The sequence below is a fragment of the Bradyrhizobium sp. I71 genome (assembly GCF_022354745.1).
GTDB lineage: Bacteria > Pseudomonadota > Alphaproteobacteria > Rhizobiales > Xanthobacteraceae > Bradyrhizobium > Bradyrhizobium liaoningense.
On the sequence record NZ_CP059398.1, the window covers coordinates 2,315,121 to 2,336,419 of the forward strand.

Genomic DNA, 21,299 nt, shown 5'->3' on the forward strand with positions numbered 1-21,299 from the left:
TTTAGCGCTTCAGGGCACGAAAACCATAAACACGTAGACGGCAAATACCACCATATGGACCAGTCCGAACAGGACATTGGTCCTGCCCGTGCCGAAGGTCAGCATGCTCAGGAAGAAGGTCAGCAGCAAAAGGACGCTGCCCTGGGCGTTGAGGCCGAGTTCGAGTTCCTTGTCGAGCGCATAGGTGGCGACACCGACGGCAGGGATCGTCAGACCGATGGTCGCCAGCGACGAGCCGAGCGCGAGATTGATGCTCTTCTGGAGGTCGTTCCTGCGGGCCGCCGCGATCGCCGCCACGCCCTCGGGCATCAGGATCAGCAGCGCGACCAGAAGGCCGGCGAAGGCCGATGGCGCGCCGATCCTAGCGCCGACGGCATCGACTACCAGCGAGAATTTCTTGGCCAGCAGCACGACCGCCAGAAGCGAGACCAGGAGCAGCGCCAAGGTGAGCGCAAGCGCCCCGGCGGACAGGTGCGCCTCCCCGGCCCCGCCCTCGGCCCGTTCATGAACGAAGTAGTCCTTGTGCAGAACGGTCTGGGTGTAGAGAAACACCGCATAAAGCGCGAGCGTGACCACGTCGACGAAGCCGAGCTGAACCGTCGAATAGACCGGCCCCGGCGTGGTGGTGGTGTAGTTCGGCAGGATCAGCGTGATGGTCGCGAGCGCGAACAGCACGCTGAGATAGACGTTGGCCCCTGAGAGCTGGAAGCCCTGCTCGCGATAGCGCAGGCCGCCGATGAAGATGCAAAGGCCGACGAGACCATTGCAGACGATCATGACCACGGCGAACACGGTGTCGCGGGCCAGGGCCGGGGCAGGCTTGTCGCCCAGCATGATCGTGGTGATCAGCGCGACCTCGATGATGGTCACCGAAAGCGTCAGCACCAGCGTGCCATAGGGTTCGCCGACCCGCTCCGCGATCACCTCGGCATGATGAACCGCGGCGAACACGGTGCCGAACAGGATGAACAGAAGGACGATGGCGAAGACGAGTCCGCCAAACGACAGCGTGAAAACATAATCCGTCGCGCTGACGGCTGCGAACAACAGCACGGCCAGCACCGGAAAGACCCACGCCGAGCGGGGCATCGGATTGTGCGCGCTCATCCACCACTTCCATTTGCTTGAATGAGCAGTAGCAAATCGGCCGGCAGATTCAATGCCAGTGCAGGATCGGGGCGACCGGCAGGAACGTCAGCAGCAGGAACAGGGGGATCAGCACGGCACCCGCGCGCAGGAGATAGCCGAAGAAGCTCGGCATCTCGATGCCGCTCTCGGCGGCGATGCTGCTGACCATGAAGTTCGGCGCGTTGCCGATATAGGTGAGCGCTCCCATGTAGACGGCCCCCATCGAGATCGAGGCAAGCGTACCCGAGAGCTCGTGCATCAGAACTTGCGGGTCACCGCCGGCGAGCTCGAAGAACAGCAAATAGGTCGGAGCATTGTCGAGGAACGCGGACATCAGGCCGGTGAACCAGAAATAGGCGACCTCACGCGGCGCGCCGTCCGGCCCCGTCACGGCGGAGAGCAGCCATGCGAACGCACCGTGATGGCCGGCATTGAGCATGGCAATGACCGGGATGATGGCGACGAAGATGCCGGCGAACAGCTTTGCGACCTCGCGGATGGGCTCCCAGGTGAAGCCGTTGGCTTGCCTGTGCTCGTCGGGCGTCAGCCACACCGACAGCGCCGCAATGGCCAGCAACGCCAGATTGCGGACGACGTCCTCGAGGTCCAGCCTGGTGCCGAGAATGTCGAAGGCGACGCCGGGCTTCCACATCGCCGAGGCCAGCAGGCTCGCGACGATGGCCGCGATCAGCACCAGATTGACGAGGCCGCGGATGCGGACCGGCTGCGCCGGGCCGGTGTCACCGAGCGGCTCGCTCCGGAAATGCCAGACGTCGACGGCGACGAAAATCGCGAGCAGCAGTCCGGCCACGATCGCGGTCTGCAACCAGAGGGCCCGCGTGGTCCAGAAGAAATCGACGCCGTGCAGGAAGCCGACGAAGAGCGGGGGATCGCCGAGCGGGCTCAGCGCGCCGCCGACATTGGCCACCAGGATGATGAAGAAGATGACGACATGGGTGTTGTGGCGCCGCGGCCGGTTGGCACGGATCAAGGGGCGGATCAGGATCATCGCGGCACCCGTGGTGCCGACGACGCTCGCCCCCAACGTGCCAAGCGCGAGGATGCCGGCATTGGTCGCCGGCGTCGCCTTGATGTCCCCGGTGATGAGGACGCCGCCCGCCACGACATACAGCGAGAACAACAGCACGATGAAGCCGAGATATTCGACGAGCACGGCGTGAACGAGCGCGGCCAGCGTCGCCATGCCGCCGGCAAAGATGACGAGCGAGGCGAGCGCCAGCAGCGACCAGGCCGCGGCGATCTTGCCGTAATGGTGGTGCCAGAATTTTGTAAACAGCAGCGGCCCCAGAGCGATCGACAGCAACAGGCCGGCAAAGGGCAGCGCGTAGGGCCAGCGCATCGCCGCGCCGTCGAGCCCGGTCGCGGCCCACGCCTGATGCGGCAAAAATGTCAGGATGGCGGCGAGGGTCTGGCTCCAGAGCCGCGTGACGAGCCGTTTAGGATCCAATGAATTGCCTTGCCTTTTCGATCGCACCGAAGGCATCGAGATCGTCGTGTCCGCCCCCCGCAAAGCGAACGAACTGCTTCGGTTCACGCGCGAGCGCAAACAGACGCTCTCCGAACATGATCGAAATGACAAGGTCATTGGTGCCATGCATCACCAACAGCGGCACCGTGACGCGCGCGATCCGTTCGTCGGAACGAAACTGGTCGCGCATCAGGAGGCGCACTGGCACGAACCGGAATGCCAGTGCGGCGATGTCGACCGTCGAGGTATAAGGCGCCTCCAGGATCAGCCTGCCGATCGGGCGTTCGGATGCGAGCGCAACTGCCACGCCCGTCCCGAGCGAAAAGCCCCACACGACGATACGTTCCGCTCCATAGCGCGCAGTGGTGAAAGCGTAGGCGGCTGCGGCGTCGCGCAGCAGGCCCCGTTCGCTCGGCGCCCCGCTCGAGCCGGCATAGCCACGATACGACAGGGCAACGAGGCCGGTGCCGTCGGCGGTCATCGCCTTGAAACGGCTGACGCGGCCGGCGAGAAAATCGCCATTGCCGGGGAAGTACAGGATCACGGAATGACCTGGCCTGGCCGGCACGTGCCAGACGACGATTCTCTCGCCGTCCGACGTGGTCAGCACGTGCTCTTCCGCCTCGGGAAGGCCCGCGGGATCGGGTGCGGTGCGGCCGACGGGCGGGATCGGAAACAGCATCTCGCGCTGCCGGACATACAGCATAAGGAGACCCGCGCAATAGACGGTCACCAGCGCAATGGCGATCCACTTGACGATGGTCATCATTGCGCGGCCCGCCTCTCGATGAGGCTTACGGCTTGCGACGACTCCGCAGCAATTTCATGACATCGGGCCGAAGGCTCGCCGGAACATCGCGGCAGCCGCACGCCTGCTTGTGAGCAGCGTGCCAGACGACGCGCTGCTCGCGCGTCGCTTTGGGCGGCATGGGATGGGACCGGTGCCATTCCTCGTTGATGGCCACGGTCGGCGCGCCTCGCGCTACATCGCCTTGACGATGTTCTCGGTGACCTTCTTGGCGTCGCCGAGCAGCATCATGGTGTTGTCGCGATAGAACAGCGGATTGTCGATGCCCGCGTAACCCGAGGCGAGCGAGCGCTTGATGAACATCACGGTACCGGCCTTCCAGACCTGGAGCACCGGCATGCCGTAGATCGGCGAGGACTTGTCCTCTTCGGCCGCGGGGTTGGTAACGTCGTTGGCGCCGATCACGAAGGCGATGTCGGCCTGCGCGAATTCGGAGTTGATGTCCTCGAGCTCGAACACCTCGTCATAGGGCACGTTGGCTTCCGCGAGCAGCACGTTCATGTGGCCGGGCATGCGGCCGGCGACGGGGTGAATGGCGTATTTCACCTCGACGCCTTCCTTCTTCAGCATGTCGGCCATTTCGCGCAGCGCGTGCTGGGCCTGCGCCACCGCCATGCCGTAGCCGGGCACGATGATGACCTTGGAGGCGTTCTTCATGATGAAGGCGGCATCGTCCGCCGAGCCGAGCTTGGCCGGCTTCTGTTCGCCGGTTGCCCCACCGGCCGCGGCGGTCTCGCCGCCGAAGCCGCCGAGGATGACCGAGATGAAGGACCGGTTCATGGCGTGGCACATGATGTAGGACAGGATCGCGCCAGACGAGCCGACCAGCGCGCCGGTGATGATCAGCGCGGAATTGCCGAGCGTGAATCCGATGCCGGCCGCGGCCCAGCCGGAATAGGAGTTCAGCATCGAGATCACGACCGGCATGTCGGCGCCGCCGATCGGGATGATCATGAGCACGCCGAGCGCCAGCGCGAGGATGACGATCATCCAGAAGTCGAACGCGCTGCCTGAGAGCACGAGGCCGACGATGAAGAACACCAGCGCCAGAGCCAGCGCGATGTTGATGATGTGGCGGAACGGCAGGAGGATCGGCGCGCCGCTCATGCGCGCCGACAGCTTCAGGAACGCGATCACCGACCCGGTGAAGGTCAGCGCGCCGATGGCGACGCCGAGCGACATCTCGACCAGGCTCTGCGGATGGATGTTGCCGGGGGTCCCGATGCCGAAGGCCTCTGGCGCGTAGAACGCGCCGGCCGCGACCAGCACTGCGGCCATGCCGACCAGCGAGTGGAAGGCGGCGACCAGTTCCGGCATCGAGGTCATCGGCACGCGGCGGGCAATCACCGCGCCGACGCCGCCGCCGATCGCGACCGCGAGGATGACGAGGATCCACGCCACGCCGTCGGCCGGCGGATGGCTTGCGAGCGTGGTCGCGACCGCGATCGCCATGCCGATCATGCCGAACAGATTGCCCTGGCGCGACGATGCCGGGCTCGACAGCCCGCGCAGCGACAGGATGAACAGCACCCCCGCCACGAGATACAAGAATGCAGAGAGATTGGCGCTCATCTCAGGTCCCCATTGATCCCTTCAGCCCGAGGTGGCCGCTCACTTCGACTTCTTCTTGTACATCGCCAGCATGCGCTGGGTGACAAGGAAGCCGCCGAAGATGTTCACGCAGGCGAAGACGAGCGCGACGAAGCCGAAGCCGCGCGCCCACCCCGAGCCGCTCGAAATCATGCCGACCCCCACCGCGAGCAGCGCGCCGACCACGATCACCGAGGAGATCGCGTTGGTGACGCTCATCAGCGGCGTATGCAGCGCCGGCGTCACCGACCAGACGACGAAATAGCCGACGAAGACGGCGAGGACGAAGATCGACAGCTGGAAGATGAAGGGGTCGACGAGCTGTGCTGCATGCTCCATGGCGGCTCTCCTTAAACCTTCGGCTGGAAGTTCGGATGGATCACGGCGCCGTCTTTCGTCAGCGCAGTGGCCTTGACCAGCTCGTCGTCCCAGTTGACGGCGAGCTTCTTCTCTTTCTTGTCGACCATGGTCTCGATGAAGGAGAACAGGTTGCGGGCATAGAGGCTGGAAGCCGAAGCCGCGACGCGGCCGGCGACGTTGGTGTAGCCGACGATCTTGATGCCATCGACGTCGACCACCTCGCCCGGCTTCGCACCCTCGACATTGCCGCCGCGCTCGACGGCGAGATCGACCAGCACCGAGCCCGGCTTCATCGACCTGACCATGTCGGCGCTGACGAGCTTCGGCGCCGGCCGGCCCGGAATCAGCGCGGTCGTGATCACGATGTCCTGCTTCTTGATGTGCTCGGCGGTGAGCGCGGCCTGCTTGGCCTGGTATTCCTTGGACATTTCCTTGGCGTAGCCGCCGGCGGTCTGTGCGTTCTTGAACTCCTCGTCCTCGACCGCGAGGAATTTCGCGCCGAGCGATTCGACCTGCTCCTTGGTGGCGGGACGCACGTCCGTGGCTGTGACGACGGCGCCGAGGCGGCGCGCGGTCGCGATCGCCTGGAGGCCGGCGACGCCGACGCCCATCACGAACACCTTGGCCGCAGGCACGGTGCCGGCGGCCGTCATCATCATCGGGAAGGCGCGGCCAAAGGCCTCGGCGCCCTCGATCACGGCGCGGTAGCCGGCGAGATTGGCCTGCGAGGACAGCACGTCCATCACCTGCGCGCGGGTGATGCGCGGCATCAGCTCCATGGCGAATGCGGAGATGCCGGCATCGGCCATCGCTTTGAGCGCCGCGTCGTTGCCGTAGGGATCCATGATCGCGATGACGAGCGCGCCTCGCTTGTACTGCGCGAGATCGGCCCCCTCAGGGCGCTTCACCTTGATGATGATGTCCGCGTCCTTGAGCGCGTCGGCACTGACTGTGGCGCCAGCCGCGGTGAATTCGGAATCCGGCAGGCCCGACTTGATACCGGCGCCCGGCTCGACGGCAACCTCGGCGCCCAGCGCTATGAACTTCTTCACCGTGTCAGGCGAAGCGGCGACGCGCGGCTCCGACGGATCGATTTCCTTGGCAACGGCAATCTTCATGAGGCCTCCGGCGACGCGGGAAAAAGCGCGCACGCGAACTTAGCGTTACTCCCGCAACGTTGGATACCGGTTTTGGGACCGGCTTGAATGCAAATTTTATGGGCACCGACGACGCTGGCGGCGCGGCAGGCGATGGATCAGGTGAGGAAGATCGCCATCAGGATCACGATGAGCGCGACCGAGGCCGTGCCGTACTTCACCAGTTTGATGAAGCCCTCATAGGTCTGCTCGTGGGCAACATAGTCGTTGCCGTCGGCGGTGGTGTAGGCCACTTCGCTATGGTCAGCCATTGATGTCCCCAGTCGAAAGTCGAATTCCTGGGTGGCAATACCGCAAAGCTTCGGGCAGGGCAACGGCACGCAGGCGGGGTTTTCCCGCAAATCGGCTCATTTGGAATCCCAATTGTCGCGGATCCAGCGCGCGAGGCTCTCCTCGCTGACTTCGCCAGCAGCAAGTGAGAGGATGATGGCCGTCGCCTCCGCAGGATCGGGACTGAAGGCCGCGCCGTTCTTGTGCAGGAAGACCATCATCGCCATGAAGGCAATGCGCTTGTTTCCATCGACAAATGCATGGTTCTTCGCGAGACCAAACGCGTAGGCTGCGGCGAGTTCATCCAGCGGAGCCTGCTGGTCACGCCATTTGTTGATCGGCCGGTCCAGCGCCGATCGCAGCATGCCGTCATCGCGTAGCCCCGGCGCACCGCCAAAACGGCGAAGCTGGCGGCTGTGAATTGCGACAGCCTGCTCATAGCTGATCCACAGCGGCTCTTGAGGCTCGCTCATCCGGTCAGCCAGCTATTTTGCGAGCGCAGCGAGCGTATCGCGATACTTGTCCATGATCTCGTCGGCGATTTCCATCGTCCGCTCGAAATCCGGATCGTAGGGCAACGCCTGGAAACCGCCGCCGGGCAATTCGACGATATGCAATTGCTGCCCGCGCTTGAGATCGAGCCGCTGCATCAGTTCGCGCGGCAGCAGCAACCCGTCCGAATTGCCGATCTTCTTGATCTCGATTTTCATGGCTGCTCCAGCACGTTATACATATGTATAACATCCCGAGGGACCCAGTTCAACAGATGTTTTACTCGCGTCGGCGCGAGGCTCAGCCCATCGCTTCCAGCTCGTCGATCATGCCGGCGATGACGCTGAGCCCGCCGTCCCAGAATTTGGGATCCTTGGCATCCAGCCCGAACGGCCGCAGCAGCTCGGAATAGTGCTTGGTGCCGCCGGCGGCGAGCATGTCGAGATAGCGCTCGGCAAAGCCTTCGGCCGCATTCTCGTAGACGGCATAGAGCGAGTTCACGAGGCAGTCGCCGAAGGCATAGGCGTAGACGTAGAACGGCGAATGGATGAAGTGCGGAATGTACATCCAGTAGCCCTCGTAGCCCGCCTTGATCTCGATCGCGGGTCCCAGGCTCTCGCCCTGCACCGACAGCCAGATCTCGCCGAGCCGCGTCGCGGTGAGCTCGCCGTTCTTGCGCTCGGTGTGGACCGCGCGCTCGAAGGAATAGAACGCGATCTGCCGCACCACGGTGTTGATCATGTCCTCGACCTTGCCGGCGAGCAGCGCCTGACGCTGTCTTGCATTCCTGGTCTGGGCAAGCAGACGCTTGAACGTGAGCATTTCGCCGAACACGCTCGCGGTCTCCGCCAGCGTCAGCGGCGTCGGCGCCATCAGCGCGCCGTTCTTCGCCGCCAGCACCTGATGGACGCCATGACCGAGCTCATGCGCGAGCGTCATCACGTCGCGCGGCTTGCCCTGGTAGTTCATGAGCACGTAGGGGTGCGCCGATGGCGTGGTCGGATGCGAGAACGCCCCCGGCACCTTGCCCGGCCGCACCGGCGCGTCGATCCAGCGATCGGTGAAGAAGCGCTCGGCGATATCGGCCATCTTGGGCGAGAAGCCGCGATAGGCCGTCAGCACCATGCTTCGCGCCTCCGGCCAGGCGATGACGTCGGTCGCCGCAAACGGCAACGGCGCGTTGCGGTCCCAATAGGCCAGCCGCTTCTTGCCGAACCATTTCGCCTTCAGCGCATAATAGCGATGCGACAGCTTCGGATAGGCCGCGCGCACCGAGGCGACCAGCGCATCCACCACCTCGCGCTCGACCCGGTTGTTGAGATGGCGGGAATCCGCGACGTCCTTGAAGCCGCGCCAGCGGTCGGAGATGTCCTTGTCCTTGGCCAGCGTGTTGGTGATCAGCGCAAAGGTGCGCTCATTGGCCTTGAAGGTCTTCGCCAGGGCTTCCGCTGCGCTCTTGCGCTTGGCGCCGTCGCGGTCCTGCAGCAGATTGAGCGTCGGCTCGATCGCGAGCTCCCTGGATCCGACCTTGAAGCGCAGGCCGGAGATGGTCTGGTCGAACAGCCGGTTGAAGGCGGAATAGCCGGTCTGCGCCTTCTCCAGGAAGAGCTGCTCGAGCTTGTCGTCGAGCTGATACGGCTTCTCCTTGCGCAAGTCTTCGATCCACGGACGGTAGTGGGCGAGCTCGGTGGCCTGCATCGCGCGGTTCAAAATATCGTCATCGATCCGATTGAGCTCGAGCGCGAAGAACAGAAGATGTGTCGACGCCGCCGTCAGGCGCTCGGACACGTCGCCGTAAAACTTTGAAATCGCAGGGTCCACGCTGTCGCCGGCATGGACGAGACCGGCATAGGAGCCGAGACGGCCGGCGAGATCGTCGATCGCCTCATAGCGTCGCACGGCTTCAGCGAGCCATTTTCCGCCATCTTCGTTTGCTGTCCCTGTTGCCAGCTTGCCCTTGTAGTCCGTCTCGAAGGCGACGCAGTCGATATCCAGCTTTTCGAGATCGCGCGCCACTTCCGGCGCGTCGATCCCGGAATAGAGATCGGCGAGGTTCCACTCCGGAAGCTTGCCGGTCTTGCTCGCAGCCTTTGCAAGTGAAGGTTTGGCGAGCGAAGGTTTGGCGAGTGAAGGTTTGGCGGGCGAAGGCTCGGAGGATTTTTTCTTGGCGGGGGATTTCTTGGTGGCTGGCTTGCGGAGTGCCGATTTTGTGAGAGCGGTCTTGGAGCGCGAAGTCATTGTGTGGAAAACCTGTGTTCAACAATCGCGACGGCGGGCGGGGGCATGAAGGCTTAAGCATGCGTTAATCGGCTTCGGCCAGAGTGCCCCGATTCGAGACAGATAGTAGTAGCGTGCGGGGAACACCATGGCTGCCAGTATTTTGATCGCCGATGACGACGCTGTAGCCCGCCGGCTGGTCGAGAACATGGTGCAGAAATGCGGCTATGAGACGGTCGTCGTGGAGTCCGGGGACGCCGCAATTGCCACCCTCACCGCCCCCGACGCGCCGGCCATCGACGCCGTCATCCTCGATCTCGTGATGCCCGGCCTCGACGGCATGGGCGTACTTGCGAAGATCCGCGAAGCCGGCCTGAGCATCCCTGTCATCGTGCAGACCGCCCATGGCGGCATCGACAACGTGATTTCGGCGATGCGCGCGGGCGCGGCCGATTTCGTCGTCAAGCCGGTCGGCGTGGAGCGGCTCCAGGTCTCCTTGCGCAACGCGCTCAACACGTCCGCGCTCAAGGGCGAATTGCAGCGCATCCGTCACAGCCGTGAGGGCCGGCTGACTTTCTCCGACATCATCACGCGCGCTGAGGCAATGACCCCGGTGATGCGAGCCGCACAGAAGGCGGCGAATTCCGCGATCCCCGTGCTGATCGAGGGCGAGTCCGGCGTCGGCAAGGAAATGTTCGCGCGCGCCATCCATGGCAGCGGCGAGCGCAAGGCCAAGCCGTTCGTCGCGGTCAATTGCGGCGCGATTCCCGACAATCTCGTCGAGTCCATCCTGTTCGGCCACGAGAAGGGCGCCTTCACCGGCGCCACCGAGCGGCACATGGGCAAGTTTGTCGAGGCTCATGGCGGCACGCTGTTTCTGGACGAGGTCAGCGAGCTGCCGCTGACCGCGCAGGTGAAGCTGCTGCGCGCGCTCCAGGAAGGTGCCGTGGAGGCCGTCGGCGGCCGCAAGCCGGTCAAGGTCGACGTCCGCATCATCTCGGCAACCAATCGCAAGCTGCTGGAGCGGGTGAAGCAGGGACATTTCCGGGAAGACCTGTTCTATCGCCTGCACGTGCTGCCGCTGACGATCCCCTCGCTGCGCGCCCGGCGCGAGGACATCCCGCATCTGCTCAGGCATTTCCTGGCGCGCTTTGCCGCCGAGGAGAACCGCCCGATCACCGGCATCAGCGGCGAGGCGGTCGCGCACCTGGCCCAGCTCGACTGGCCCGGCAACATCCGCCAGCTCGAAAACGCGGTCTACCGCGCCGTGGTGATGAGCGACGGCGACCAGCTCGACATTGGCGATTTCCCCCTGCTCGCCTCGCAGCCGCATCCCGCCACGGATATTCCGACCGCTCCGCTGATGCTGGAGCCGGCGGCGATACCTTCGATAGCTTCAGGTACTGAAATACCGATCGCGCCACTCCCCGCCGTGGGGACTCTCGCCATGCTCACCGCGACCGGTGATGTCCGCGCGCTGGAGGACATGGAGAACGAGATCATCCGCTTCGCGATCTCGCATTATCGCGGCCAGATGTCCGAAGTGGCTCGCCGCCTCAAGATCGGCCGGTCGACGCTCTACCGCAAACTCGACGAGGCCGGGGTTCCCGGACATGGCGGCAAAAGCGGTGAGGAGACGCACTGAGCCGGGTGCGAACGGAGGTTCGCGCGACGGTGCGCGACAGCGGTAAGCCGTTCGCATGACGACAGAATTCGACTGCGATTTGAACCGTGACCCGGAAGTGACAGACAGACGGAAAACCGCGTGGCAGAAGCGCACAATCCGTTGCCAAGAGGCTCCCTTGAAGTCAGTTTGTCGTGAGTTGTCCCGGGTAGCGCTGGCCGCAGAATCGGGGCCTGTATATCGTCTGCGTAGGAATCGTTGCGTGCAGGCGTGCAACTTTCGAGAGGCCGGCGCGGTTTAGCCGAAGCTCATCATTAGGCGATAACGAAGCTGTTCCACGAGGGGACAGCTCACCCGAGGGGTGCGACACAATGCGTGACTGTTTGAACCACCGTGCGGGCTTTGACCGTGTCTTGATGACGGTTGCAGCGACCTTCCTCGCGGTGTCCGCCAGCTCGGCGCTGGCGCAGGACCAGGCGCGCAGCAGCGCTGCCGAGCTCGCGATCGAAGCTGCGATCCCGCGCCCAGAGCCGGCAAACGTCCCGCCCCCCACTGCAGCCGACATCAAGCTCGACACCACCGCCACGGTGCAGGATCCCACCAAGGAAATCGCGAAGGAGCCCGTCAAGGCGGACGCCGCGCCTGCGCCGGACAAGGTCGAGACCAGGCCGTCCGACGTCGTCACCACGCCGGCGCCCGAAGCGCCGAAGAGCGAGACTGCGAAGACCGAGCCTGCAAACACCGAGCCTGCAAAGGCTGACACCGCGACCGCCACGCCGGCGGCTCCCGCGGCTCCCGCTGCAGCGGCTCCCGCCGCCGAGCCGGTGAAGGCCGCGAGCAACGTGCCCGCAGCCGACCAGCCGGTCGCGGACAAGCTCAGGGACATCATCGGCGCCAGGACCGCGCGCTATTTCGACCGCAAGAACGAGCGCGCGGCGATCGAGAAGTTCTACGGCGCACGCGATTTCGCGCCGGTCTGGACGCAAGGCGGCATCCCGACCGCTGCCGCGAAGGGCGTGATCGCGCGGCTTAAGGACGCGGCCTCCGACGGCCTCAATCCCGCCGACTATCCGTTGCCGGATTTCGCCGCCGCCACGACGCCCGATGCGCTGGCGGATGCCGAGCTCAAGCTCACCGCGAGCATGTTCGACTACGCACGTCATGCCCAGAGCGGCCGCATGCATTGGTCGCAGGTCAGCGGCGACATTCTCTATCCCGAGCATCCGGTCGACCCCAACGAGGTGCTCGCCAAGGTCACGACCGCGGCGGATGCTTCCGCAGCGCTCGACAGCTACAACCCGCCGCACAAGCTCTACAAGGAGCTGAAGGCCAAACTCGCCGAGCTGCGCGGCCAGGGCAACGGCCCTGTGATCGAGATCACCGACGGTCCGGCGCTGAAATACACGCCGGCCAGCAAGAAGCAGGCTGAGATCGTTGTGGAAGATCCGCGCGTGCCGCAGCTCCGCGCCAAGCTCGGCCTGGCCGAGAATTCCAGCGACACCCGCTACGACGCGGCGGTCGCCGAGGCCGTGCGCAAATTCCAGAGCGGCGCCGAGATGAAGGCAACCGGCATCCTCGACGACAAGACCGTCAAGGCGCTCAACACTCCCAAGCGCGACAAGCAGATCGACGTCGTGCTGGTCAACATGGAGCGCTGGCGCTGGCTGCCGCGCGACCTCGGCGCGTCTTCGCTGGGAGATGCCTATGTCATCCTCAACATTCCCGACTTCACGTTGAAGGTGATGCAGCGCGGCCATCAGGTCTGGACCACCCGTGTCGTCACCGGCAAGCCCGGCCAGCACGCCACCCCGCTGCTGACCGAGACGATGAAGTACATCACGGTCAATCCGACCTGGAACGTGCCGCCGTCGATCGTCTACAACGAATACCTGCCGGCGCTGCAGCAGGACCCGACCGTGCTTCAGCGCATGGGCCTCAGGCTCGAGCAGAACCGCGACGGCTCGGTGCACATCTCGCAGCCGCCCGGCGAAGCCAACGCGCTCGGCCGCATCCGCTTCAATTTCCCGAACAAGTTCCTGGTCTATCAGCACGACACGCCGGACAAGCAGTTGTTCGCCAGGGACGAGCGCGCATTCAGCCATGGCTGCATGCGCGTACAGAATCCGGATCAATACGCCTCCGTGCTGCTCAACATCACCATGCCGAACGAGAAGTACACGCCGGAGCGCGTGCGCAGCATGTACGGCAAGAGCGAGATCGATCTGAAATTTCCGACGCCGATCCCGGTCAACATCACCTATCAGACTGCGTTCGTGGATGATGCCGGCAAGCTGCAATTCCGCAAGGACATCTACGGCCGCGATGCGACCATGATCAACATCCTGAAGAATAGCCGCGGCAAGGATCTGGAGGGCGTCGTCGCCCACTCCCAGCCGAGCTATTCGCGCCCGGCGACGACGTTGCCCTCCGGCGTGGCGGTGGCCAACAATGGCGGTGGCTTCGCCTCGTCCGGCCCGAACTTTTTCGAGCGGCTGTTCGGGGCTCCGACCCCGCCGCCGGCTCCGGTCGGCCGCCGCCCGCAGCAGCAGCGGGTGTTTACCCGCTGAGTCCGGCTCGTTGCCTTATTTCCGAAAATTCCGCAATGATATCAGCGACTCCGTCCCCCGGGATGGGGTCGCTTAACGTTAACCATCGTCAACCTGGGTCCGGGCAGCGGCTTCTTTTGGCCACAGTCAACCGCTTAGGATTGCACTCTGACTTGGTTTGGGGGCGGGAAGGTCAACCTCGAATTAACCTTCTTGCTTTAAGAAAGCGTTCATCCTCTTCGCGCTGCTAACGGGGTTGGCGGGAGAGTCCATTTTGAACGCTCGTCGACTGGGTGGGCTCATACGTGCTGACTGGTCTCGCACGCAAATTCGTTGTGCTGTCGTTGTCCCATGCGGGGGTGAAGGCCGGATCCCGGATCGGCCTCGCCTCCGTGTTGCTGCTTGCCGCCGCAGGCTCGGTCCACGACGCTGCGGCGCTGAACGAGACCAAGACGCTCTCCTTCCACCACACCCATTCCGGCGAAGACCTCACCGTCACCTTCAAGCGCGACGGCCGCTATGATGAGGCCGCGCTGAAGCAGCTCAACCATTTCCTGCGCGACTGGCGCACCCAAGATGAAACCGTCATGGACCGTCGCCTGTTCGACATCCTCTGGGAAGTCTATCGCGACGTCGACGGCAAGCAGCCGATCCAGATCATCTCCTCCTACCGCTCCCCCGCCACCAACGCCATGCTCCGCCGCCGCTCCTCCGGCGTGGCGCGCTCCAGCCAGCACATGCTGGGACATGCGATGGACTTCTACATCCCGGGCGTGCCGCTGGAGCAGATCCGTTTCGCCGGCCTGCGCCTCCAGCGCGGCGGCGTCGGTTTCTATCCGACCTCCGGCTCGCCCTTCGTGCATCTGGACACCGGCAGCGTCCGGCACTGGCCGCGCATGACGCATGACCAGCTCGCCCGCGTCTTCCCGGACGGCAAGACGGTGCATCTGCCGACCGACGGCGTTCCGCTGAAGAACTATGAGCTGGCCAGGGCCGAGATCGAGCGGCGCGGCAGCGGCGACGACGCCGGCAGCAAGCCGAATTTCTTCGCCGCCTTGTTCAGGAGCAAGCCGGCTCCTGCCGCGAGCAGCGACGAGGATGACGAGGGCGCGCCCGCAACGGCCGCGAAGCCGTCCGCGCCGACCGTGGTCGCAGCCGCCGCCAGGCCCGCCGAGCCGGTGCCGACGCCCCGCGCCAAGCCGCAGATCGCCGCAACCTTCCAGCTCGCTTCGGCCGATGCCCAGATCGTTGCGCCGCCCAAGCCGAAGCCCGCGCCCGTGGCTGACAAGCCGGCGGCCGGCAAGTCTGTTGAAGGCAAGCTGGAGACACCGGCCGACATCATCAATGCCCGCGGCTTCTGGGATGATGTCCCGGCCGCGCCGCAGCAGGCGACGCCGGCTCAGGTCGCAGCGTTGAAGGCGCGTCAGGCGCTGGCCGCCGCCACCGATCCGCAACCAACCGCGAGCGTGACCAACGCGGCCTTCCAGGCCCTGGCTTACGCACCGGCGGCCTCCCCGGTCGACCGCGCCAACGTCGTCGCAGCGTCCGCACCGATCCCGCGCTCCGCCCGCCCGGCTGCGGCCTCCCGCAGCGTGGCTCAGGCGACGGAGATCAACATGGTGGTCGGCAAGAGCATCGACGGCAGGGTCGCAACCGCCACCCGCCTCTCCGCGGCCAAGGGCGAAAGCATCTGGCTCAAGATCGTGATGTTGTCGCCGAGCGCCAGTCGCGCGATGTCGGTGACGCTGATGGGCGAGCTCGACACGGTCGCGCTGCGTGCCTATTTCGTCAAGCCGCGCGCGGTCGTCACGATGGGTTTTGTCGACGATCCGATGCAGGGCCTGTCCTGCGACAGCTTCTCGGGCAGCGCGACTGCAAAGCTCGAGACCACGTCCTTCGTCTTGCGCACCGCCTCGCTGCGCTGAGTCCCGGGTCCAGCAAGGCTCTTTCTGCTCTCCCTCGCTCGGATCGATCAAGCCGGCAGGCCAGCCGCGATGAGGCCGGACTCGTGGCGCTTCCGGTCGAGTTCGCGCTTGTAGTGCAGCGTCGCCAGATGAACGGCCACCGAGAACCCTGGTTCGCGCTTCAACACCTCCGCGGCGTGAGCGCCAGCCGCGATCGCATTCTTCATCTGCGCGAACGTCGCGGCCAGGAACGCGTGATGGGTGTAGTCGGGGCGTGTGATCCTTGAAAACGCCTCGGCGGCCTCGGCGTATTTCTCCGCGCAATAATAGGCGCGGCCCAGGTGGCTCCAGAAGCGCTCTGGATGATAGGGGTTGAGGCGCATCGCTTTCCTGATCCAGTCGATGCCTTCCTCCGGCAAGCCCAGCCAGGTCAGGAGCTCCCCCTGTTGCACGACCACCAGGTCGTAATTCGGGTTGAGGGCAAGCGCACGCTCCTGATGATAGGTGGCCTTCTCGTAATCGTGACGCGTCAGATTGAGTGCGGCGAGTATGCGGTGCACGTCCGCGTCATTGTCATCGAGCGCCAGCGCGATCTCGAGTTCCGAAGCCACCTGCTCGAAGGTCGCCTCGCGGTCGGCGCACCAGCCATAGATCCAGCATTGGCCGAGCACGCATGCCATCCAGGCATGAGCGTGGGCATAGTTCGGATCCATCGCCAGCGCGCGGTTGAGCAGCGTCTGCGCCTGGGCGTTGTCGTCGCGGTTTGACCGGTGATGCAGGAGCTTTGCAGCCAACACGCATTCGTAAGCGGGCATGTTGTCGGTCGGCTTGCGCTTGGTGCGGTCGTGCGTTGCTGCTTCTACCCGGCCGGGCAAAGTCGCCACGATCGCGCGGGTCATCTCGTCCTGGATGGCGAAGATGTCCCGGAGCTCGCGATCGTAGCGTTCGGCCCAGATATGGCGGTCGGTCTCTGCATCGATCAGCTGCACGGTGACACGGACGCGCTCCCCGGCCTTCCGCACGCTGCCCTCGATGACGTAGTCAACTCCGAACTCACGGCCGATGTCCTGAACCTTGACGGCCTTGCCCTTGTAGACGAACGTCGAGTTGCGGGAGATGACAAGCAGGTCGTGAAAGCGTGAAAGCTCGGTGATGATGTCCTCGGTGAGACCGTCCGCGAAGAACTCCTGCTCCGGATCGCCACTCATATTGGCGAATGGCAGCACGGCGATGGACGGCTTCTTCGAGACACCCGGTGGCGTCAGTGCAGTGTTCGACCCGTCGGGCAGACTTGCAGGCCCCTCGGCCAGCCGAATGCGGAAGACGCGGATCGGGCGAGCGATGTTCTTGACGCTCTGTTCACCGAGATCATCGAACTGAACCCCGTCCAGCCGGTCGCCGACCTGATCGCGCACCGCGCCGGAAACGCAGATTCCTCCAGGCTCGGCCAGCGCCTCCAGCCGCGCCGCGACGTTGACGCCATCGCCGAAAATGTCGTTCTGATCGACGATGACATCGCCCAGATTGATGCCGATGCGGAATTGGATCCACCGCGGCGGCGGAACGTCGGCATTGCGTCGCGCCATCCGGCGCTGAACCTCGGCGGCACAGAGCACGGCATCGACGACGCTGTGGAATTCGGCCAGCATGCCGTCGCCGGTCGTCTTGATGATACGGCCGCGGTTCTTGGCAATGGCTGGATCGATCAGTTCGACCCGATGGGTCTTGAGGCGCGCAAGAGTGCCGGCCTCGTCGACCTCCATAAGCCGGCTAAAACCGACCATGTCGGCGGCGAGGACCGCGGCGAGCCTGCGCTCTGGTCCCGGCACATCCATCGCTCGGTCTCTTCACCGAGCACTCTAGCAGACGCAGAGGTTCTGCCCAAGCGTGTTGCGCGCCAACACCCCGGCGATGCGCCTCAGATCATCCCCAGCGCCTGCATGTAGGTCTCGAGAATGGTCTCGGCCTCGGCGCGCTCGTTGGGGTCCTGCTTGCGCAGGCGCACGATGGTGCGCAGCGCCTTGACGTCGTAGCCGTTGCCCTTGCTTTCGGCATAGACGTCGCGGATGTCGTCGGAGATCGCCTTCTTCTCTTCCTCCAGCCGCTCGATGCGCTCGATGATGGACTTGAGCTGGTCCTTGGCAAATTTCGTCGCGGGCTCGTCGTCGCGGACGGCGGCGGAGGTGGCCATCTTGTACTCCCAATGGAACTGGCAAAACGAGGTGACGCCGGCATCCCTCACCGCGCGTGCTGGGTAGACCCTTAGGGTTGGGGCCAGCTGCATTCAAGCAAGCATCGCGCTCGTCCACAGCGCGCCCACACCTTCCTGCGCCGAGGCGAAGAAAGCTGTTGTCTGGGTGCGACTCGGGCGATGGAGGTCGGGGCCGTTCAATGCCCGTGGGGATGGACCTTCTGCATCGTCTCGAGCTGCTCGGGCGTGGCCGTGCCCTGGTACTTCGCCTTCCAGGCCTCGTATGGCATGCCGTAGACGGCCTCCCGGCTCTCGTCCTTGCTCAAGGGCACGCCCTGGGCGTCCGCGGCGTCCTTGAGCCAGTTGGACAGGCAGTTGCGGCAGAAGCCCGCCAGATTCATCAGATCGATGTTCTGGACGTCCGTCCGCGTCTTCAAATGGTCGACCAGGCGCCGGAAAGCCGCCGCCTCGAGCTCCGTTCTGGTTTTGTCGTCGATTGCCATGGCTGTATCCCTTAGGGGCCCGTCCCGATGGCGGTCACCCTTACGGGATCAGGTGGGTCCTGTCACAGATTTTGCCATATCGCGGCGCAAACGGGCCCAAGCCCGGCTTCGGGGCGCGCCCCCGGCCCAACGCCAAATCGTCAATGATCTGGTATAGCTTCCGCAACAATGATTGCCGAATCTCCCCGCCTCCCGCTTCGCCTGCTTGCCCGGTTGGTCCCGGTGCTGGTCGTCGCCCTGCTGTGCCTTTGCGCCAGCCCGGCCTCGGCCGATTTCCGCCTCTGCAACAACACTTCGAGCCGGGTCGGGATCGCGCTCGGCTACAAGGATGCCGAGGGCTGGACCACCGAGGGCTGGTGGAACATCTCGTCACGCTCTTGTGAGACGCTGCTCCGGGGCACGCTGGTCGCCCGCTACTACTACATCTACGCCATCGACTACGACCGCGGCGGCGAATGGTCGGGCCAGGCCTTCATGTGCTCGCGCGACAAGGAGTTCACCATCCGCGGCACCGAGGATTGCCTCGCGCGCGGCTATGATCGGACCGGCTATTTCGAGGTCGACACCGGTGAGCAGCGGGCCTGGACGGTGCAGCTGACCGACGCCAACGAACAGCCGGCGCAGCAACGCGTACCTGGCCTGCCCGGCCCGGTTGGCCCGGGCGTTCCGGGTTTGCCCAATGGTCCGCCCGGTGGTACGCCCCCCGCCGCGCCTGGCCTCCCGCCAGCGCCCTCGTCCCCGTCTGGAAATAAGCCATGAGGCGTCTTCGCCGTATCAAGATTCTCGCGACCCTGGGACCGGCTTCTTCAGACCTCGCGATGATCCGCCGCCTGTTCGAGGCCGGCGCCGACCTGTTCCGCATCAACATGAGCCACACCTCGCATGACAAGATGCGGGAGCTGGTGGCGACGATCCGCAACGTCGAGAGCAGCTATGGCCGGCCGATCGGCATCCTGGTGGACCTCCAGGGCCCCAAGCTCCGGCTCGGCGCCTTTGCCGAAGGCGCGGTCCAGCTCCAGAACGGGCAGACCTTCACGCTGGATTCCGACAAGACGCCGGGCGATGCCACGCGCGTCCATCTCCCGCATCCGGAGATCCTGGCTGCGTTGCGGCCGGGCCATGCGCTGCTGCTCGACGACGGCAAGGTACGGCTGATCGCGGAGGAGACCTCGAAAGACCACGCGGTGACGCGTGTCGTCGTCGGCGGCAGGATGAGCGACCGCAAGGGCGTCAGCCTGCCCGACACCGACCTGCCGGTCTCGGCGATGACGCCGAAGGACCGCGCCGACCTCGAGGCGGCCCTCGTCACCGGCGTCGACTGGATCGCGCTATCGTTCGTGCAGCGCGCCGACGACGTCATCGAGGCCAAGAAAATGATCCGCGGTCGCGCCGCCGTGATGGCCAAGATCGAGAAGCCGCAGGCGATCGATCGCCTCGCCGACATCATCGAGGCTTCCGACGCGCTGATGGTGGCGCGTGGCGATCTCGGCGTCGAACTGCCGCTCGAGCGCGTGCCGAGCCTGCAGAAGCAGATGACGCGGATGGCCCGCCGCGCCGGCAAGCCGGTGGTGATCGCGACCCAGATGCTGGAATCGATGATCCAGTCGCCGGTGCCGACCCGCGCCGAGGTCTCCGACGTCGCCACGGCCGTCTACGAGGGTGCCGACGCCATCATGCTGTCGGCGGAATCGGCGGCCGGCAAATTCCCGATCGAGGCGGTCTCGACCATGAACCGCATCGGCGAGGAGGTCGAGCGCGACCCGACCTACCGGTCGGTGATCATGGCCCAGCGCCCCGCCCCCGAATCCACCGCGGGCGATGCCATCGCGGACGCCGCCCGGCAGATCGCCGAGACGCTCGACCTGCCCGCCCTGATCTGCTGGACCAGCTCGGGCTCGACCGCGGTGCGCGTGGCCCGCGAGCGGCCGAAGCCGCCGATCGTGGCGATCACGCCGAACATCACCACGGGCCGCCGGCTCGCCGTGACCTGGGGCGTGCATTGCGTGGTGGCGGAAGACGCGCGCGACCAGGACGACATGGTGAGCCGCGCCGGCCAGATCGCGTTCCGGGACGGTTTTGTCCGGGCCGGCCAGCGCGTGATCATCGTCGCCGGCGTCCCGCTCGGCATTCCCGGCACCACCAACATGGTGCGCATCGCCTCGGTCGGCCCCGAGGGCGACGCCAACATGTGATTTCCGGCCGCTCCGACAAAAAGTGCGAAAACAACCCCATGCACAGTAGACGGCGACTTCGGCGCGCGTGCTGCGGTTTTTCGAAAAGGCCAGCCCGACCAGCGGCCTGAGCGCGATCAGGTCTCCACCTCGTCGCGTGGCCGATTTTACGCCCCGACCAGCGCCTTCGTCGTCGGCAGCAGCGTCTGCTGCACCACGAGGCCGCGGGCGCGGGCGTCCATGACGCCGACCGCGCGCAGCGCCAGCAGCGTCACGGTCTGCACCGCATCGCGCATCTTGACGGGATCATCGAGATTGTCCGGCGCAAGCGGCCCGACCAGGGCCTCGTGTAGCGCGCCGAGCAATGCGGTGGCGGCGAGCGCGGTATCCTGAGCCGGCAGGTGACCGGCGCGCACGGCGGCATCGATTCGCGCGGCGATTTCGCCCGCGATCTCGCGCCGGCTGGCAAGGCGCGAGGCACTGACATCGACATCGACAGGCTCGGCCAGGATGCCCCAGGCCAGCCTGCGCTGCGACAGGGTATGGACCGCCACGGTGGTCACGGCCGCCGCCAGCGCCGAGGACGGCCCCGGCGCGGCGTCGGCTGCCCTTCGGATCGCCGCGAGCTCGTCGCGGGAGACCTCGGCAATGAGCTCGGAGATCAGGTCGGCCTTGGAGGGGAAGTAGCGGTAGACCGTGCCGGCCGCGACATTGGCCCGGACCGCGACGGGCGCGATCTGCACCGCCGCCATACCGCCTTCCGCTGCCGCGTCCCGCGCCGCCGCCAGAATCGCGCTGCGCCGAGCCGCAAGGCGCTTCACCACTTGATGCGTCCGCCGATAAACCATG

19 protein-coding genes are annotated in these 21,299 nt (G+C 65.3%); 5 read left to right on the plus strand and 14 right to left on the minus strand.

Annotated features, from left to right (window positions below):
* Positions 1 to 9: 9 nt before the first annotated feature.
* The 10 genes from FJV43_RS11485 to FJV43_RS11530 form a co-directional block, all read right to left on the minus strand.
* The gene (locus FJV43_RS11485) at positions 10 to 1,107 is read right to left on the minus strand and encodes an ionic transporter y4hA (protein WP_239627075.1); all 1,098 of its coding nucleotides are present in this window, start codon (positions 1,105 to 1,107) and stop codon (positions 10 to 12) included.
* 49 nt (positions 1,108 to 1,156) lie between these two features.
* The gene (locus FJV43_RS11490; RefSeq protein WP_239627077.1) at positions 1,157 to 2,632 is read right to left on the minus strand and encodes a sodium:proton antiporter; all 1,476 of its coding nucleotides are present in this window, start codon (positions 2,630 to 2,632) and stop codon (positions 1,157 to 1,159) included.
* Positions 2,586 to 3,383 carry an alpha/beta hydrolase gene (locus tag FJV43_RS11495; RefSeq protein WP_239629396.1) on the minus strand — a complete coding sequence of 266 codons (798 nt, stop codon included), beginning with the start codon at positions 3,381 to 3,383 and terminating at the stop codon, positions 2,586 to 2,588. The genes FJV43_RS11490 and FJV43_RS11495 overlap by 47 nt, the downstream gene beginning before the upstream one ends.
* 216 nt (positions 3,384 to 3,599) lie before the next feature.
* Positions 3,600 to 4,997, minus strand: coding sequence for an NAD(P)(+) transhydrogenase (Re/Si-specific) subunit beta (locus tag FJV43_RS11500; RefSeq protein WP_239627079.1), 1,398 nt, complete (start codon positions 4,995 to 4,997; stop codon positions 3,600 to 3,602).
* A gap of 39 nt (positions 4,998 to 5,036) precedes the next feature.
* Positions 5,037 to 5,354: a proton-translocating transhydrogenase family protein gene (locus FJV43_RS11505; RefSeq protein ID WP_028180801.1), complete on the minus strand. Its 318-nt coding sequence runs from the start codon at positions 5,352 to 5,354 to the stop codon at positions 5,037 to 5,039.
* A gap of 11 nt (positions 5,355 to 5,365) precedes the next feature.
* Positions 5,366 to 6,493: a Re/Si-specific NAD(P)(+) transhydrogenase subunit alpha gene (locus FJV43_RS11510; protein WP_239627080.1), complete on the minus strand. Its 1,128-nt coding sequence runs from the start codon at positions 6,491 to 6,493 to the stop codon at positions 5,366 to 5,368.
* Between the two features lie 137 nt (positions 6,494 to 6,630).
* Complete coding sequence (locus FJV43_RS11515; RefSeq protein ID WP_008136857.1) at positions 6,631 to 6,783, minus strand: aa3-type cytochrome c oxidase subunit IV; 153 nt, start codon at positions 6,781 to 6,783, stop codon at positions 6,631 to 6,633.
* 96 nt (positions 6,784 to 6,879) lie between these two features.
* Positions 6,880 to 7,275, minus strand: a complete 396-nt coding sequence (locus FJV43_RS11520) for a type II toxin-antitoxin system death-on-curing family toxin (RefSeq protein ID WP_239627082.1) — start codon at positions 7,273 to 7,275, stop codon at positions 6,880 to 6,882.
* A 12-nt stretch (positions 7,276 to 7,287) separates the two neighbouring features.
* Positions 7,288 to 7,512, minus strand: coding sequence for a hypothetical protein (locus tag FJV43_RS11525; protein ID WP_061850860.1), 225 nt, complete (start codon positions 7,510 to 7,512; stop codon positions 7,288 to 7,290).
* Positions 7,513 to 7,594: 82 nt separating this feature from the next.
* Positions 7,595 to 9,532, minus strand: a complete 1,938-nt coding sequence (locus FJV43_RS11530) for a M3 family oligoendopeptidase (RefSeq protein WP_239627083.1) — start codon at positions 9,530 to 9,532, stop codon at positions 7,595 to 7,597.
* A gap of 127 nt (positions 9,533 to 9,659) precedes the next feature.
* On the opposite strand from FJV43_RS11530, the gene FJV43_RS11535 reads away from it, so the two are divergent.
* The 3 genes from FJV43_RS11535 (at position 9,660) to FJV43_RS11545 (ending at position 15,606) form a co-directional block, all read left to right on the plus strand.
* Positions 9,660 to 11,156 (plus strand): sigma-54 dependent transcriptional regulator, encoded by a 1,497-nt coding sequence (locus FJV43_RS11535; RefSeq protein WP_239627085.1) that lies wholly within the window; start codon positions 9,660 to 9,662, stop codon positions 11,154 to 11,156.
* 350 nt (positions 11,157 to 11,506) lie between these two features.
* Positions 11,507 to 13,702, plus strand: coding sequence for a L,D-transpeptidase family protein (locus FJV43_RS11540; protein ID WP_239627087.1), 2,196 nt, complete (start codon positions 11,507 to 11,509; stop codon positions 13,700 to 13,702).
* Positions 13,703 to 13,986: 284 nt separating this feature from the next.
* Entirely contained in the window at positions 13,987 to 15,606 is a 1,620-nt protein-coding gene (locus FJV43_RS11545) for a DUF882 domain-containing protein (RefSeq protein ID WP_239627089.1), read from the plus strand.
* A gap of 47 nt (positions 15,607 to 15,653) precedes the next feature.
* On the opposite strand, the gene FJV43_RS11550 is transcribed toward FJV43_RS11545, so the two are convergent.
* From FJV43_RS11550 to FJV43_RS11560, 3 genes are all read right to left on the minus strand, one after another.
* Complete coding sequence (locus FJV43_RS11550) at positions 15,654 to 17,420, minus strand: adenylate/guanylate cyclase domain-containing protein (protein ID WP_239627091.1); 1,767 nt, start codon at positions 17,418 to 17,420, stop codon at positions 15,654 to 15,656.
* A gap of 83 nt (positions 17,421 to 17,503) precedes the next feature.
* Positions 17,504 to 17,776, minus strand: a complete 273-nt coding sequence (locus tag FJV43_RS11555; RefSeq protein ID WP_008546273.1) for a DUF2312 domain-containing protein — start codon at positions 17,774 to 17,776, stop codon at positions 17,504 to 17,506.
* 197 nt (positions 17,777 to 17,973) lie between these two features.
* Entirely contained in the window at positions 17,974 to 18,279 is a 306-nt protein-coding gene (locus FJV43_RS11560; protein WP_239627099.1) for a DUF1244 domain-containing protein, read from the minus strand.
* 168 nt (positions 18,280 to 18,447) lie between these two features.
* Between FJV43_RS11560 and FJV43_RS11565 the strand changes: the two genes are divergently transcribed.
* Both FJV43_RS11565 and pyk read left to right on the plus strand, forming a co-directional pair.
* Entirely contained in the window at positions 18,448 to 19,038 is a 591-nt protein-coding gene (locus tag FJV43_RS11565) for a DUF1036 domain-containing protein (RefSeq protein ID WP_239627101.1), read from the plus strand.
* On the plus strand, positions 19,035 to 20,471 hold the full coding sequence (gene pyk / locus FJV43_RS11570) for a pyruvate kinase (protein WP_239627103.1): 1,437 nt from the start codon (positions 19,035 to 19,037) through the stop codon (positions 20,469 to 20,471). The genes FJV43_RS11565 and pyk overlap by 4 nt, the downstream gene beginning before the upstream one ends.
* 146 nt (positions 20,472 to 20,617) lie before the next feature.
* Here pyk and FJV43_RS11575 read toward each other — a convergent pair whose 3' ends face one another.
* Positions 20,618 to 21,298, minus strand: coding sequence for a TetR/AcrR family transcriptional regulator (locus tag FJV43_RS11575; RefSeq protein ID WP_028180633.1), 681 nt, complete (start codon positions 21,296 to 21,298; stop codon positions 20,618 to 20,620).
* Between the last annotated feature and the right edge of the window lies 1 nt (position 21,299).

Coding starts and splice junctions, on each gene's coding strand:
- FJV43_RS11485 (WP_239627075.1), bottom strand. CDS start 1,107: ATGAGCGCGCACAATCCGATGCCCCGCTCGGCGTGGGTCTTTCCGGTG.
- FJV43_RS11525 (WP_061850860.1), bottom strand. CDS start 7,512: ATGAAAATCGAGATCAAGAAGATCGGCAATTCGGACGGGTTGCTGCTG.
- FJV43_RS11575 (WP_028180633.1), bottom strand. CDS start 21,298: ATGGTTTATCGGCGGACGCATCAAGTGGTGAAGCGCCTTGCGGCTCGG.
- FJV43_RS11540 (WP_239627087.1), top strand. CDS start 11,507: ATGCGTGACTGTTTGAACCACCGTGCGGGCTTTGACCGTGTCTTGATG.
- pyk (WP_239627103.1), top strand. CDS start 19,035: ATGAGGCGTCTTCGCCGTATCAAGATTCTCGCGACCCTGGGACCGGCT.
- FJV43_RS11565 (WP_239627101.1), top strand. CDS start 18,448: ATGATTGCCGAATCTCCCCGCCTCCCGCTTCGCCTGCTTGCCCGGTTG.
- FJV43_RS11535 (WP_239627085.1), top strand. CDS start 9,660: ATGGCTGCCAGTATTTTGATCGCCGATGACGACGCTGTAGCCCGCCGG.
- FJV43_RS11520 (WP_239627082.1), bottom strand. CDS start 7,275: ATGAGCGAGCCTCAAGAGCCGCTGTGGATCAGCTATGAGCAGGCTGTC.
- FJV43_RS11510 (WP_239627080.1), bottom strand. CDS start 6,493: ATGAAGATTGCCGTTGCCAAGGAAATCGATCCGTCGGAGCCGCGCGTC.
- FJV43_RS11530 (WP_239627083.1), bottom strand. CDS start 9,532: ATGACTTCGCGCTCCAAGACCGCTCTCACAAAATCGGCACTCCGCAAG.
- FJV43_RS11515 (WP_008136857.1), bottom strand. CDS start 6,783: ATGGCTGACCATAGCGAAGTGGCCTACACCACCGCCGACGGCAACGAC.
- FJV43_RS11560 (WP_239627099.1), bottom strand. CDS start 18,279: ATGGCAATCGACGACAAAACCAGAACGGAGCTCGAGGCGGCGGCTTTC.
- FJV43_RS11550 (WP_239627091.1), bottom strand. CDS start 17,420: ATGGATGTGCCGGGACCAGAGCGCAGGCTCGCCGCGGTCCTCGCCGCC.
- FJV43_RS11495 (WP_239629396.1), bottom strand. CDS start 3,383: ATGACCATCGTCAAGTGGATCGCCATTGCGCTGGTGACCGTCTATTGC.
- FJV43_RS11555 (WP_008546273.1), bottom strand. CDS start 17,776: ATGGCCACCTCCGCCGCCGTCCGCGACGACGAGCCCGCGACGAAATTT.
- FJV43_RS11490 (WP_239627077.1), bottom strand. CDS start 2,632: ATGCCTTCGGTGCGATCGAAAAGGCAAGGCAATTCATTGGATCCTAAA.
- FJV43_RS11500 (WP_239627079.1), bottom strand. CDS start 4,997: ATGAGCGCCAATCTCTCTGCATTCTTGTATCTCGTGGCGGGGGTGCTG.
- FJV43_RS11505 (WP_028180801.1), bottom strand. CDS start 5,354: ATGGAGCATGCAGCACAGCTCGTCGACCCCTTCATCTTCCAGCTGTCG.